Annotated in this window: 15 protein-coding genes and 4 tRNA genes; 15 read left to right on the top strand and 4 right to left on the bottom strand. The window is 65.9% G+C overall.

Annotated features, from left to right (window positions below; all coding sequences use genetic code 11):
- Window positions 1-3 precede the first annotated feature (3 nt).
- Together JOD62_RS00175 and JOD62_RS00170 are read right to left on the bottom strand one after the other, a co-directional pair.
- Complete coding sequence (locus JOD62_RS00175; protein WP_204937337.1) at window positions 4-456, bottom strand: SufE family protein; 453 nt, start codon at window positions 454-456, stop codon at window positions 4-6.
- A gap of 19 nt (window positions 457-475) precedes the next feature.
- Window positions 476-1,372 carry a sulfurtransferase gene (locus JOD62_RS00170; protein WP_204937336.1) on the bottom strand — a complete coding sequence of 299 codons (897 nt, stop codon included), beginning with the start codon at window positions 1,370-1,372 and terminating at the stop codon, window positions 476-478.
- A gap of 130 nt (window positions 1,373-1,502) precedes the next feature.
- Here JOD62_RS00170 and zapE point away from each other — a divergent pair, with 130 nt between their 5' ends.
- From zapE to JOD62_RS00145, 5 genes are all read left to right on the top strand, one after another.
- Window positions 1,503-2,537, top strand: coding sequence for a cell division protein ZapE (zapE, locus tag JOD62_RS00165; protein WP_204937335.1), 1,035 nt, complete (start codon window positions 1,503-1,505; stop codon window positions 2,535-2,537).
- A 131-nt stretch (window positions 2,538-2,668) separates the two neighbouring features.
- Window positions 2,669-3,904 (top strand): ammonium transporter, encoded by a 1,236-nt coding sequence (locus JOD62_RS00160; RefSeq protein ID WP_204937334.1) that lies wholly within the window; start codon window positions 2,669-2,671, stop codon window positions 3,902-3,904.
- A gap of 223 nt (window positions 3,905-4,127) precedes the next feature.
- Complete coding sequence (locus JOD62_RS00155) at window positions 4,128-4,523, top strand: type II toxin-antitoxin system PemK/MazF family toxin (protein WP_307818778.1); 396 nt, start codon at window positions 4,128-4,130, stop codon at window positions 4,521-4,523.
- Window positions 4,520-4,993, top strand: a complete 474-nt coding sequence (locus JOD62_RS00150) for an ASCH domain-containing protein (protein ID WP_204937333.1) — start codon at window positions 4,520-4,522, stop codon at window positions 4,991-4,993. The genes JOD62_RS00155 and JOD62_RS00150 overlap by 4 nt, the downstream gene beginning before the upstream one ends.
- A 116-nt stretch (window positions 4,994-5,109) precedes the next feature.
- Window positions 5,110-5,358, top strand: a complete 249-nt coding sequence (locus JOD62_RS00145; RefSeq protein WP_239526490.1) for a hypothetical protein — start codon at window positions 5,110-5,112, stop codon at window positions 5,356-5,358.
- A gap of 84 nt (window positions 5,359-5,442) precedes the next feature.
- On the opposite strand, the gene JOD62_RS00140 is transcribed toward JOD62_RS00145, so the two are convergent.
- Window positions 5,443-5,515 (bottom strand) — tRNA-Val (locus JOD62_RS00140).
- Between the two features lie 151 nt (window positions 5,516-5,666).
- Here JOD62_RS00140 and JOD62_RS00135 point away from each other — a divergent pair.
- The 7 genes from JOD62_RS00135 to JOD62_RS00105 all read left to right on the top strand — a co-directional run bounded on the left by JOD62_RS00135 (window position 5,667) and on the right by JOD62_RS00105 (window position 9,581).
- Window positions 5,667-5,739 (top strand) — tRNA-Gly (locus JOD62_RS00135).
- 54 nt (window positions 5,740-5,793) lie between these two features.
- A tRNA-Cys gene (locus tag JOD62_RS00130) sits at window positions 5,794-5,864 on the top strand.
- Window positions 5,865-5,891: 27 nt separating this feature from the next.
- A tRNA-Val gene (locus JOD62_RS00125) sits at window positions 5,892-5,963 on the top strand.
- Between the two features lie 59 nt (window positions 5,964-6,022).
- Window positions 6,023-6,442 (top strand): SMI1/KNR4 family protein, encoded by a 420-nt coding sequence (locus tag JOD62_RS00120; RefSeq protein ID WP_204937332.1) that lies wholly within the window; start codon window positions 6,023-6,025, stop codon window positions 6,440-6,442.
- A gap of 2 nt (window positions 6,443-6,444) precedes the next feature.
- Window positions 6,445-7,020 carry a hypothetical protein gene (locus JOD62_RS00115; protein WP_239526488.1) on the top strand — a complete coding sequence of 192 codons (576 nt, stop codon included), beginning with the start codon at window positions 6,445-6,447 and terminating at the stop codon, window positions 7,018-7,020.
- A gap of 93 nt (window positions 7,021-7,113) precedes the next feature.
- Window positions 7,114-9,039 carry a threonine--tRNA ligase gene (gene thrS / locus JOD62_RS00110; RefSeq protein ID WP_239526741.1) on the top strand — a complete coding sequence of 642 codons (1,926 nt, stop codon included), beginning with the start codon at window positions 7,114-7,116 and terminating at the stop codon, window positions 9,037-9,039.
- Window positions 9,036-9,581: an HIT family protein gene (locus JOD62_RS00105; protein WP_204937330.1), complete on the top strand. Its 546-nt coding sequence runs from the start codon at window positions 9,036-9,038 to the stop codon at window positions 9,579-9,581. The genes thrS and JOD62_RS00105 overlap by 4 nt, the downstream gene beginning before the upstream one ends.
- 44 nt (window positions 9,582-9,625) lie before the next feature.
- Here JOD62_RS00105 and pdxY read toward each other — a convergent pair whose 3' ends face one another.
- Window positions 9,626-10,477 carry a pyridoxal kinase PdxY gene (gene pdxY / locus JOD62_RS00100; protein WP_204937329.1) on the bottom strand — a complete coding sequence of 284 codons (852 nt, stop codon included), beginning with the start codon at window positions 10,475-10,477 and terminating at the stop codon, window positions 9,626-9,628.
- Window positions 10,478-10,574: 97 nt separating this feature from the next.
- On the opposite strand from pdxY, the gene pdxS reads away from it, so the two are divergent.
- The 3 genes from pdxS to JOD62_RS00085 are packed head-to-tail and all read left to right on the top strand — an operon-like array spanning window position 10,575 to window position 12,944.
- Window positions 10,575-11,465 (top strand): pyridoxal 5'-phosphate synthase lyase subunit PdxS, encoded by an 891-nt coding sequence (gene pdxS, locus JOD62_RS00095; protein WP_204937328.1) that lies wholly within the window; start codon window positions 10,575-10,577, stop codon window positions 11,463-11,465.
- Window positions 11,455-12,048 (top strand): pyridoxal 5'-phosphate synthase glutaminase subunit PdxT, encoded by a 594-nt coding sequence (gene pdxT, locus JOD62_RS00090; protein ID WP_271171567.1) that lies wholly within the window; start codon window positions 11,455-11,457, stop codon window positions 12,046-12,048. Before pdxS ends, pdxT begins: the two co-directional genes overlap by 11 nt.
- A gap of 26 nt (window positions 12,049-12,074) precedes the next feature.
- The gene (locus JOD62_RS00085; RefSeq protein WP_204937326.1) at window positions 12,075-12,944 is read left to right on the top strand and encodes a DUF402 domain-containing protein; all 870 of its coding nucleotides are present in this window, start codon (window positions 12,075-12,077) and stop codon (window positions 12,942-12,944) included.
- The last annotated feature ends 44 nt before the right edge of the window (window positions 12,945-12,988 follow it).

Here is a 12,988-nt window from a genome sequence, read left to right as displayed (position 1 = left end):
AGGCTAGCGCTGCGGCGGGAGCATCCCGAGACGCTCGCGCACCTGGCGCTTCGTGCGCATGAGCATCCCCGTCATGCCGCCGATGCGCAGCGCGGACACGAGCTTCGTGAGGCCGATCGTGTGCGGGTAGTCATCAGGGATCGCTAGGACCTCTTCGGGGGTGAGGCCAGTGATCCCCTGGGCGAGAATGCTCGCGAAACCCCGGGTCGTCGGAGACTCGGGCGGTGCCGTCGCGTGCATGGCGACGACACCGTCCGTGACGGTCACGTGAATGTAGACGGGGGACTGGCACTCGGCGACGCGCTCGTACATCTCGGGGTGCGCGGCGATCTCGGCGGGCACGTCGGGAAGCTCGTCCGCGAACTCCAGCAGCAGGAGCAGGCGGTCGGCTTCCGGAGTGTCCAGGAAGTCGTCGCGGAACTCGGCGAGGGCGTCGGGGAGGTGCGTGTCAGTCATCCCCGCCATTCTCCCACGTTCAGACGGAGCCGGGCTCGGTTCCGGTGGCGATCGGCACGCGCACGGCGCTGCCCCATTCGGTCCAGGAGCCGTCGTAGTTGCGCACGTTCGTGAAGCCGAGCAGGTGGTTCAGCGCGAACCACGAGTGGGCCGAACGCTCGCCGATACGGCAGTAGGCGATGACGTCGTCGCCGGGGGTGAGGCCCGCTCCGTCGATGTAGATCGCCTCCAGCTCCGCGCGGGTCTTGAAACCGCCGTCTTCCGCGACGGCGCGCGCCCACGGCACGCTCTGTGCGGTGGGAATGTGTCCACCGCGGAGAGCACCCTCTTCGGGGTAGGCAGGCATGTGGGTGCGCTCGCCCGAGTACTCCTCAGGGGAGCGCACATCGATCAGGGGCCCGTTGCCGATGAAGGCGAGGACGTCATCCTTGTAGGCGCGCAGCGTGGAGTCGTCGCGGTCGACGATCGGGTACTCAGTCGCAGGACGTTCGGTGATCTCGCGCGTCAGCTCGCGGCCTTCGGAGATCCAGCGGTCACGACCGCCGTCGAGCAGGCGGACGTCTTCGTGGCCGAAGAGGGAGAACACCCAGAGGGCGTACGCGGCCCACCAGTTGTTCTTGTCGCCGTAGATCACGATCGTGTCGTCGCGGGAGATGCCCTTGCGGGAGAGGAGCTCGGCAAAGCCCTTTCCGTCGACGTAGTCGCGGACGACGGGGTCGTTGAGGTCGGTGTGCCAGTCGATCTTCACCGCGCCGGGGATGTGTCCGACCTCATAGAGCAGCACGTCTTCGTCGGACTCGACGACGACAAGACCGGGCTCGTTCAGCCGCGATGCCAGCCACTCGGTCGACACGAGCCGACCGGGCTCCGCGTAGTCGGCGAACTTGGGGTCGGACGTGTCGAATTCGATGGCCACGGGTGTGCTCCTCAAGGGGGGTGGGGATGAGTGCGTGAGAGGACGGCGTAGTGTTGAGCCGTCACATTCGACGATAGATCGCTGCGCGTGCCTGCGCATCCATTCAGTAAGACTTCGACACAGGACTCGCATGACCGACTCGACGGCCCACGCCGGCACTGTCCACCTTATCGACCGCCAGCCCCAGGTGACCGGTGCCGAGATGCTTGCGAGCCTGGTTCCGCCGCCGCAGTTCGACAACGCGACCTTCGAGACGTACCGCGCTGATGACGCCTACCCCTCGCAGGAGGAGACGAAGCAGATCCTGCAGCGGTTCTCCGGCCAGAGCGCACCGACGAAGCGTGCCGGTCTCTTCAGCCGCGCGAAGAAGGAGGCACCGCAGAAGCCGGGCGTCTACCTCGACGGTGGGTTCGGCGTCGGCAAGACGCACCTGCTCGCGTCGATCTACCACGCGATGCCTGCACGTCGGAAGTACTTCGGCTCGTTCATCGAGTACACGGCCCTCGTCGGCGCGCTCGGCTACAAGAACACCGTCGACCTGCTGCGGGGCTCTGATCTGCTCTGCATCGACGAGTTCGAGCTCGACGATCCCGGCGACACGATGGTGATGACGCGCCTGCTCGGCGAACTCGTGAACTCGGGCACGCGTCTCGCGGCGACCTCGAACACGCCTCCGAACGCGCTGGGTGAGGGGCGGTTCGCGGCACAGGACTTCCTCCGCGAGATCCACGCGATGTCCGACAGCTTCGAAACCCACCGCATCGATGGCGTGGACTTCCGCCAGCGATCGCTCGATGGCCTCGCGAAGGTGCACACCCCCGATGAGTACGCAGCCGCGATCGCACGGCTTTCGGGGGAGAAGACGGTGTCGGATGACTCCTTCGACGATGTCGTGCGGCATCTCGCGCGCGTGCACCCCTCGCGCTATCTGCGTCTGATCGACGGCGTGGACGTGCTGGGACTCCGCGACGTGCACCAGCTCACCGACCAGTCCGAAGCGCTGCGCTTCGTCGCCTTCGTCGATCGCGCCTATGACGAGCAGCTGCCCATCGTGGCATCCGGAATCCCGCTGCACGAGGTGTTCGCCGACGAGATGCTCGGCGGCGGGTACCGGAAGAAGTACCTTCGCGCGATCTCACGTCTGGTCGCCCTCACGCACTCCTGAACGTCGAGGCGCCCCGTGTAATCAGATGGTTACGCGGGGCGCTCCTGCGTAACCGCCCCGAAACACGCGAAGCGACTTCTCGAAACGCAGCATCCGCACACTGAACTTCCTAAGGGAAGTGAGGTGGGCACATGGATGCTCCGGGAAACATTTCGTGGGCCGTCACAGCGACGGCGCTCGTGCTGCTGATGACGCCGGGTGTGGCGTTCTTCTACGGAGGACTGGTCAAGGCGAAGAGCGTCATCAGCATGATGATGATGAGCTTCGGTGCGATCGGCCTCGTCGCCGTGCTGTGGATCCTCTACGGCTCCTCGATGAGCGCGGTGACGTCTCCGGATCAGTTCGCGGGCAACCCGTTCGCCGATTTCGGACTCTCGGGTCTCGCGGCTTCACCGGACGCCAACGTCGGACTCATCTCCATCGCCTACGGTGCGACATTCGCGATCATCACGGTGGCGCTCATCTCCGGCTCGATCGCGGACCGCGCGAAGTTCGGGTCATGGATGATCTTCGCCGGAGTCTTCGCGACGGTCGGCTACTTCCCGATCGCCGCGTGGGTGTGGGGTGGCGGATGGATCATGAACCTCGGTGATCTGCTGTTCGGCCCGGACTCCGGCGTGCACGTCATCGACTACGCCGGCGGCACGGCCGTGCACATCAATGCGGGTGCGGCGGCGCTGGCTCTGGCGCTTGTGCTCGGAAAGCGGATCGGCTTTGAGAAGGGCATCCTCAAGCCTCACAACGTGCCCCTCACGCTGCTGGGTGCCGCGCTGCTGTGGTTCGGCTGGTTCGGCTTCAACGCCGGCGCGGAATGGCTGTCGGAGGACATGGGCGGTGTCGGTCTCATCGCGATCAACACGCTCGGTGCGACCGCGGCGGCCATCCTCGGCTGGATCGTGATCGAGCGGGTCCGCGGCGGCAAGCCCACGTCTGTCGGCGCAGCATCCGGTGCGGTCGCCGGCCTCGTCGCGATCACGCCGGCGTGCGCGAACCTGACTCCGGGGTGGGCGCTCGTCCTCGGTCTCGCGTCGGGTGCGCTGTGCGCACTGGCGGTCGAGCTGAAGTTCCGCCTCGGTTTCGATGACTCTCTGGACGTCGTGGGCATCCACCTCGTCGGCGGACTTCTCGGCACCGTCTACCTCGGCTTCTTCGCGACGGAGGTCGGCCTGTTCACGGGCGGAGACTGGCGCCTGCTGGTCGTGCAGCTTCTCGCATCAGGCGGCGTGCTGCTCTACTCCTTCGCTGTCGCCTGGGTCATCGGCACCGTGATCGAGAAGACCATCGGATTCCGCATCGAGAACGCCGACGAGATCGCCGGTGTGGACGTGGTCGTGCATGGCGAGGAGGGCTACGCGCTGACCACCTGAGCGCGGATAGGGTGTCGATGTGAGTTCCAAAAGCACCGTGTCGCAGCTCATCGAACTCCTCACGAGTCTGCTGACACCGAAACGCACATCGTCGAACAGCTCGGGTCAGCGTCGCCCGCGAGCCACCCTCCGCCCCCAGAGCGCCTCGCGCTCCACGCCGTCTCGGTTACCTGATTCCGAGCAGCGGGAGCCGGGGCGCTCTGCGGGTACAGAAACAGTGCGTGTGTCCGCCGAGCGCGTCAGAGACGTCGTGATCGGCTATGCGCCGGATCGCGACGGTGCACCGGATGCCGGCGAAGTCGTCTGGACCTGGGTTCCCTATGAGGAGAACGATGGACGGGGCAAGGATCGTCCGGTGCTTGTGATCGGACGCCAGTCCGCAGACCGGGTCTACGCGGTACGGATGACGAGCAAGGCGCACGAGCGCGATCGCGACTATCTGTCGATCGGGACCGGCGCGTGGGATTCGCAGGGACGAGAGTCCTGGGTGGACATCGAGCAGCTGTACAGCGTGCACGAGAGGGGCTTGCGCCGCGAGGCCGCGGTGCTCGACGCGAAGCGCTACGGTCGTGTGGCGCAGGCGCTGGTGCAGCGCTACGGATGGAGGGTTTCGAAATGACTGTGACAGGTGATCCAGGAGTGATCGCGGAGTTCTGGAACCAGGCGCGCGGCGCGCTGATCGACGCTCCGGAAGAGATTCCCGAGGCGTGGGCTTTCGGCGCGACCGTCGCGCACGCGGATGAGCTTCTGGCTCTCGTGCGCGACGGCATCAAGACCGGTACCGCATCGTCGATCTGGGACTATGAGCACGCCGGTGATCCGCTGCCTGAGGTCGGGGAGTACAGCATCATCCTGGATGGCGAAGGCGCTCCTCAGGTGATCATCCGCACGACCGTGCTCGACGTCGTGCCGTTCAACGAAGTCGGAGAGGAGCATGCGCACTCCGAGGGTGAAGACGACCGCACGCTCGCATCGTGGCGCCGGATCCATGAGTGGTACTGGACGAACCACTCCGAAAGCCCCCGCGGTTTCGCCCCGGACATGCCGGTGCTCTGCGAGCGGTTTGAGCTCGTGTTCCCTCGGGCCTAGCATCCGCCGGCGACGTCCTTTTTGCTGTGTTCCTAGCCTCCCGCGACCGCAGAGTCAACGGACTGGTACACGCATTCGATGCCGGGTTCACTGGGCTCCGATCGAAGGAGGACCAGATGTCGGACCCAGCAGACCCGCAGCCCGCGGATCAGGCCCCCGCAGAAGAGGCTCCGTCCGCAGGTGAGGTGTCGCCTGAGGGTGAGCCCGCGCCGTCGCCGGAGGACCTTGAGGAGCCGAGTACCGAGAAGGAGCCTGCGGAGGCCCCCCGCGCGCCGAAGCCGGACGATCCTGAGCCGAGCCACCAGGCGGTCGGAATCGGAGTGACGGACCCGCCGTTCGGTGAGGAAGAGGCGGATCCGCAATAGCCTCCGCGGCACTGGACACGGGGGATCGGCGACCGGAGGAACAACGAAGCCCGGTCAGGTTCACACCTGACCGGGCTTCTCTTGTGGGCGATACCGGACTCGAACCGATGACCTCTTCCGTGTGAAGGAAGCGCGCTACCAACTGCGCCAATCGCCCATGACCGCAAGCGGTCGATGACCAACACTACCTGATGCCGAGGGGTGGTTTATGCCAGAAGAGAAGACACGCGCGAGATTCGCGTCCGGTTTGGCGTGATCCAGATCTTGGGCTAATGTTTATCAAGTGCCCGGCGCGCCGGACACAAAACGCGGATGTAGCGCAGTTGGTAGCGCACAACCTTGCCAAGGTTGGGGTCGCGAGTTCGAGTCTCGTCATCCGCTCAAGTGCAGGAGATCCTCTTTAGAAGATCTGCGGCACGTGGGGTCAATCCACACGGTGGCGTGGCCGAGCGGCTAGGCACCGGCCTGCAAAGCCGTTTACACGGGTTCGAATCCCGTCGCCACCTCACGGTAGAACTTAATAGCCCACTTGGGCGCGATTGGCGCAGCGGTAGCGCGCTTCCCTGACACGGAAGAGGTCACTGGTTCGATCCCAGTATCGCGCACAGACAAACCCCCGGGAGACCGGGGGTTTTCTTGTTTTCGGACTGACTAGCCTGGCCGGATGCCCCTCTCTGCCGAACTCATCGATCGGATCGACCGAATGCGCTCGAGCTATGGTTCGGGTCGACCGATTCCCGAAGACGAGGCGCGCACCGTGTTTGCGGACACCGGCATCGTGCCTGACGCGGACTACCTCGAGTTCATCGGCCGGTGGGGCGGATGCTTCGCCGGGATCGCCGTCCATGCGTGGGATCAGAGCCCGCTGCTGGGGACAACCACGTGCCTGGAGCTGACTGCCTCGGCGCGGGAAGCCTACGGAGATCTCATCGACGGGGTCGTGTTCGCCGACGATGGCGCGGGAAACCCGATCTGGGTGTCGCCTGGCGGCCCCGTGCAGCTGGTGGATCACGATCGAGCGGGCGCCGTCACGGTCCTGGCGGGGAGCTTCCGCGCCCTGCTGGACGAGAACGCCGACGACTGACGATGAGTCTGTGGTTGGAGCGGCGCCAGGTGCCGCTTTATCTCCTTGCGCTGGGTATGGCCGCGGTGGTTGGTCTTCTCGCGCCGGCCACCGCTCCGGTGTGGGAGGGCGCGATCACGTCCGTGCTGGGCGCGCTGCTCACCGTGACGTTCCTGGCTGTCCCGTTCAGGGCACTGCTCGTCGGTGTGCTGCGTGTTCTGCTCACGCCCTGTGTGGACTACGTCATCGTGTTCACACGGCTGGCGGGCGGAGCATCCGATCGCCCTCTCGCTTCGTCGCCGCTGCTCATGCTGCTGCAGATTCTGCTGCTGCCGATCCTGCTGGCGCGCTTCCTGGGTGCGGATGCCGCGTCGACGATCGATCCTGTTCCGTTCGTGGAGGCATTTCTGCTCCTGATCCTGGTTCCGCTGGACCTCGCAGCGCTGACCCAGTTGCTCGCGGAGCGTGTCGTTGCGGTTCTCCGGGCTTGCCGCCGTGGTCGTCGTGACGCAGACGCTCGTCGAGCTGCTCGGAATGGTGGTCTACGTGCGCGTGATCCCGTGGCTTGTCCGTTCGGCATGAACGCCGCGGGCGAGTAGCCTAGAGGCGACCCTAGATGGAGTGTTCCTGTGCCTGAAAACGCCCAGCCGAAAGACGGCTTCGCCCTGTTCTCTGACCGTTCTGTTGTCGCGATGCGCGTCAACGGCGAGTTGAAAGACCTCGCCGCCACGGTCACAGACTCCGATGAGGTCGAAGCGGTCACGATCGACAGCGCCGACGGACTGACGATTCTCCGTCACTCGGCGGCCCATGTCCTCGCGCAGGCCGTGCAGCGCATCAACCCGCAGGCGAACCTCGGTATCGGCCCGCCGATCACCGACGGCTTCTACTACGACTTCGGCGTCGACACCCCATTCACGCCCGAAGACATCAAGGCGATCACGAAGGAGATGCAGCGCATCGTCCGTGAGGGCCAGCGCTTCGTGCGTCGCGTCGTCACCGACGAGGAGGCGCGCGCAGAGCTTGCCGACGAGCCTTTCAAGCTCGAACTCATCGGACTCAAGGGTGGCAAGGAAGCTGCCGAGGGGGCGAGCGTGGAGGTCGGCGAGGGCGAACTCACGATCTACGACAACACCACGAAGGACGGCGAGGTCGTCTGGAAGGACCTCTGCCGCGGCCCGCACCTTCCCAACACCCGCATGATCGGCAACGGCTGGGACCTCACCCGCATCGCCGCGGCCTACTGGCGTGGCAGCGAGAAGAACCCGCAGCTGCAGCGCATCTACGGCACCGCGTGGCCGACCAAGGACGAGCTGCGCGCCTACCAGGTGCGACTCGAGGAAGCTGCCAAACGCGACCACCGTCGCCTCGGCAAAGACCTCGACCTGTTCTCCTTCCCGGATGAGATCGGCTCCGGCCTCGCGGTCTTCCACCCGCGCGGTGGAATCATCCGCTACGAGATCGAAGAGAACCTTCGCCGTCACCTGCTCCGCAACGGCTACGACGTCGTGAACTCTCCGCACATCACGAAGAAGGATCTGTTCCAGACCTCGGGTCACCTGCAGACCTACGCCGACGGCATGTTCCCCCCGATGCACCTCGATGAGGTCGTCGACGAGGACGGCAACATCACGAAGCACGGCCAGGACTACTACCTGAAGCCGATGAACTGCCCGTTCCACAACCTCATCTACCGCTCGCGCAGCCGCTCCTACCGTGAGCTCCCGCTGCGTCTGGCCGAGTTCGGCACGGTGTACCGCTACGAGAAGAGCGGCACCCTCTCGGGACTCACCCGTGTGCGCGGCCTCACCCAGGACGACGCGCACATCTACGTGACGCAGGAGCAGGTGCGGGAGGAGCTCACGACCAACCTGACGCTCGTCCTCGATCTGCTGCGCGACTACGGCCTCAACGACTTCTACCTGGAGCTGTCGACCAACGAAGAGGGCAACCCCAAGTTCCTGGGCGAGCCCGAGCAGTGGACGACCGCGATCGAGACGCTGCGTGAAGTCGCAGAGGCCTCGGGGCTGGAGGTCGTCGCCGATCCGGGCGGCGCCGCCTTCTACGGCCCCAAGATCTCGGTTCAGGCGCGTGACGCGATCGGTCGTACCTGGCAGATGTCGACGATTCAGCTCGATTTCAACCAGCCGGAGCGCTTCGAGCTCGAGTACATCGGCTCAGACGGACAGAAACACCGTCCGGTGATGATCCACCGCGCTCTGCTGGGTTCTGTGGAGCGCTTCTTCGCGATCCTGCTCGAGCACTATGCCGGCGACTTCCCGCTCTGGCTTGCGCCCGTGCAGGTTGTGGGCATCCCGGTCGCTGACACCTTCGCCGACTACCTGGACGACGCTGTCGCCGCGCTGCGTGCCGCCGGTGTCCGCGCCGACGTGGACCACTCGGACGAGCGGATGCAGAAGAAGATCCGCAACCACACGACCGGCAAGGTGCCGCTCATTCTCATCGCGGGCGAGCAGGACCGCGCGGCGGGTACCGTGTCGTTCCGCTTCCGCGACGGCACGCAGGAGAACGGCGTCCCGCTTGCGGATGCTGTCGAGCGGGTGCGCCGTGCGATCGCGGAGCACACCCTCGTGCAGACGGCGGAAGACCTGGCGTGATCCCGCCGTCAGCAGAAGACGCCTCTCACCTGGCGGGGGTCCCGGACGAGTTCCAGCGTCTGTGGACTCCCCACCGGATGGCGTACATCCAAGCGGGACCGGAGCCCCTGCGGGAGACCTGTCCCTTTTGCGCCGCGCCCGAGCATGATGATGCGGAGACGCTCATCGTCGCTCGCGGAAAGACGGCCTACGTCCTGCTGAACCTGTTCCCGTACAACTCCGGACACCTGCTGGTCTGCCCGTATCGCCACATCGCGACCTACGATCAGGCCACGGCAGAAGAGGTCGCCGAAATCGGTGAGCTGACGCAGATCGGGATGCGGGTGCTGCGCGAGGTATCGCGGTGTGACGGCTTCAACCTGGGCATGAACCAGGGGGCTGTCGCCGGCGCGGGCGTCGACGCGCACCTGCACCAGCACATCGTGCCGCGATGGTCGTCGGATGCGAACTTCTTCCCGATCATCGCGAAGACGAAGGCCCTGCCGCAGCTGCTGGGCGACGTGCGGCACACGATCGCCGCGGCGTGGCCACCCGCCGAATGACGTGAGAGCGCCCGGGCACCGTTGAGGGAGCCCGGGCGCACCGCTCAGCGCACCTGGCGAACGTCGAACTGTTCGCGCGGGTGGGCGTAGAACTCCTGTGCCTCAATGAGCTGCAGTTCGCGCTCCCCGGATTCGAGCGTGAGCTGGAGCAGGTCGAAGACGCTCGACACGGTCTTGCGCAGCGCCTCGGCGATGCTGCCGCTGCGGACGTAGTGCGCCGTGAAGAGCGCCGCCGTGACATCGCCGGATCCGTTGGCCTTCATCGGGAGCCGCGGCGTCTGCACGATCCACGCGCCGCTGTCGTCGACGGCGAGCATCTCGATCGTTCCCTCTTCGCGGTCCGGACGCTCGACGCTGGTGACGAGCACGACCTTCGGGCCCATGGCACGTGCGAGGTCGACGGACGCGAGCGTGGACTCGAGGGTGTCAGGCGAGGTGTCGGTCAGGAAGCCGAGCTCGAACTGGTTGGGCGTGATGATGTCGGCGACGGGCACGACGCGATCGCGCAGCAGAACAGGAATCGCGGGTGCGACGAAGCATCCGGATTTCGCATTTCCCATCACCGGATCACAGGCGTAGACCGCATCAGGGTTGGCGGCCTTGACGCGCGCGACGGCATCGATGATGACATCCGCGATGCCCTCGCCGCCCTGATAGCCGGAGAGGATCGCATCGATCTGTGGGAAGACCTCTCGCTCTTCAATGCCGGTGATCACTTCGCGCACGTCGTCGGGGGAGATGAGCGGACCCCGCCAGGCGCCATAGCCGGTGTGGTTCGAGAAGTTCACCGTGTACACCGGCAGCACGTCGACGCCGATGCGCTGCATGGGGAACACGGCGGCGGAGTTTCCGACGTGTCCGTAGGCGACGGCGGACTGGATCGAGAGGATCTTCATGCTGCAATCCTGACATCCGCGCAGAGCTGCTGATGCGCATTTCGCGGAATGTCGCAGACGGATCAAAGAAGAATCCAGACAAGCTATGCTTCGTCCTATGACAGAAACAGCTACCGGTACCGGCCGCGTCAAGCGCGGGCTTGCAGAGATGCTCAAGGGCGGCGTCATCATGGACGTCGTCAACGCCGAGCAGGCGAAGATCGCAGAGGATGCCGGCGCCGTCGCCGTCATGGCGCTGGAACGCGTCCCGGCGGACATCCGTGCCGAGGGCGGGGTCTCCCGCATGAGCGACCCCGACATGATCGACAGCATCATCGAGGCCGTATCGATCCCGGTGATGGCGAAGGCGCGCATCGGCCACTTCGTCGAAGCGCAGGTGCTGCAGGAGCTCGGCGTCGACTACATCGATGAGTCCGAGGTGCTCTCGCCGGCGGACTACGTCAACCACATCGACAAGTTCGGCTTCACGGTGCCCTTCGTGTGCGGCGCCACCAACCTCGGCGAGGCACTGCGTCGCATCAATGAGGGCGCGGCGATGATCCGCTCGAAGGGCGAGGCCGGCACCGGCGACGTCTCCGAGGCCACCAAGCACATCCGCAAGATCCGCTCCGAGATCAACGTGCTGCGTTCCATGACCAGGGACGAGCTGTTCGTCGCGGCCAAGGAGCTGCAGGCGCCCTACGAGCTCGTCGCCGAGGTCGCCGAGACCGGAAAGCTCCCTGTCGTGCTCTTCGTCGCTGGTGGAGTGGCGACTCCCGCGGACGCCGCGATGATGATGCAGCTCGGCGCTGACGGCGTGTTCGTCGGATCGGGCATCTTCAAGTCCGGCAACCCGGCCGCCCGTGCTGCTGCGGTCGTCAAGGCCACGACCTTCTACGACGATGCCAAGGTCATCGCCGAGGTCTCTCGCGGACTCGGCGAAGCGATGGTCGGCATCAACGTCGCTGATCTGCCGGCACCGCACCGTCTCGCCGAGCGTGGCTGGTAAGCCACACGTCGGAGTGCTCGCGCTGCAGGGCGACGTGCGCGAGCACGCCGCCCTGCTCGAGGGTCTCGGCGCCGAGGTCACCCTTGTGCGTCGACCCGCCGAGCTCGCCGCAGTCGGCGGGCTGGTGATTCCCGGCGGCGAGTCCACGACGATCGACAAGCTGTCGCGGATCTTCGGCATGCAGCAGCCGATCCGCGAAGCGATTGCCGATGGGATGCCGATGCTGGGCACCTGTGCCGGACTCATCATGCTCGCCGACCGCGTCGTCGACGCGATCGAAGGGCAGGAGTCATTCGGTGGACTCGATGTGACCGTCCGCCGCAACGCGTTCGGCCGGCAGACGGAATCGTTCGAAGCGGAGTTGGTCGTCCGCGAATTGGGGGAGAGGCCCGTACGAGCCGCGTTCATCCGCGGACCGGTGGTCGAGTCTGTCGGCAGTGACGCGAGGTCGCTTGCCGCGCTGGCGGACGGACGTGTGGTCGCGGTCGAGCAAGGGCGCATCCTGGGGCTCAGCTTCCACCCGGAGATCACGGGGGAGACGCGCTTTCACGCGCGCTTCCTCGCCCACGTCGTGGGCGAGTGAACATACGCGCACGGTAGGGTGCGGGGATGCGCCTGCCTCTCGGATCCACCAGTCTCAGTGCAAGCGGCGGCGTCGTCACTCTCGTCGGGAGGACGGACAGCGACTGGACTCCGGTTGGTCGGCCGGGTGTCAGCCTGGCCACTTCGCTCGCCACTCTCGCGCCCCAGCGCCAGGACGGCGCACACCGCCCAGAAGATCTCGCCGAGGCCGTGCCTTCGGATGCTCCGGACGCGCCGAGGTTCGTCGAAGGGCAGACCATCCTCTGGCGGTACGGTCGTTTCGTGGAGACGGCTCGTGTCGTCCGCGATGACGAGGACGCGCTGATCGTATGGATTCCGAGCGGATCCGCTCGCCTCGAGGCGGTTTCGGCTGACGGTCGCCGTTCGCGCGACGTGCCGCTGGACGAGCGATTCCAGGTGCCATGGGTCGTGCGTGAGTCGACGTGGACCGGACCGGGAGTCGTGCGAGTCGCGCCGACGGGCGCTCCGTGGTCCGTGTGGTTCTTTCGCACCGCGGACGGCACGCCCAGCGGTGCCTATGTGAACCTCGAACTCCCGCACTGGCGCTCGAGTGATGAGGTCTTCTCCCGTGATCTCGTGTTGGATCTCTGGATCGACGCGGAGCACGCCGGCAGCGAGGATGTCTGGCTCAAGGACGCGGACGAGTTGGCGGCTTTGGTGGAGCAGGGCAGATTCACCCACGCGGAAGCCGACGCGGTTCGCGCTCTCGCTGACCATGCTGCAGATGCCTTCATCAGCGGCGCTCGATGGCCGCTGGACGGCGGATGGGATCGGTGGACCCCCGATTCCGACATGGATGAGCCGCTCAGGTTGCCGACGACCGCCTCTGTCCAGGCTGCGCGTGCGCGTCGTGGCCGCGGTCTCATGGAGCACTGACAGCGACGGAAAGCGTTTTGTTAGACTGAACGACGCCCTGGGCG

Origin of the sequence: Microbacterium keratanolyticum, assembly GCF_016907255.1 — a bacterium.
Taxonomy (GTDB): Bacteria; Actinomycetota; Actinomycetes; order Actinomycetales; family Microbacteriaceae; genus Microbacterium; species Microbacterium keratanolyticum.
Note: the sequence above shows the minus strand (reverse complement) of the source record. Positions and strands in the feature narration are given on the sequence as shown.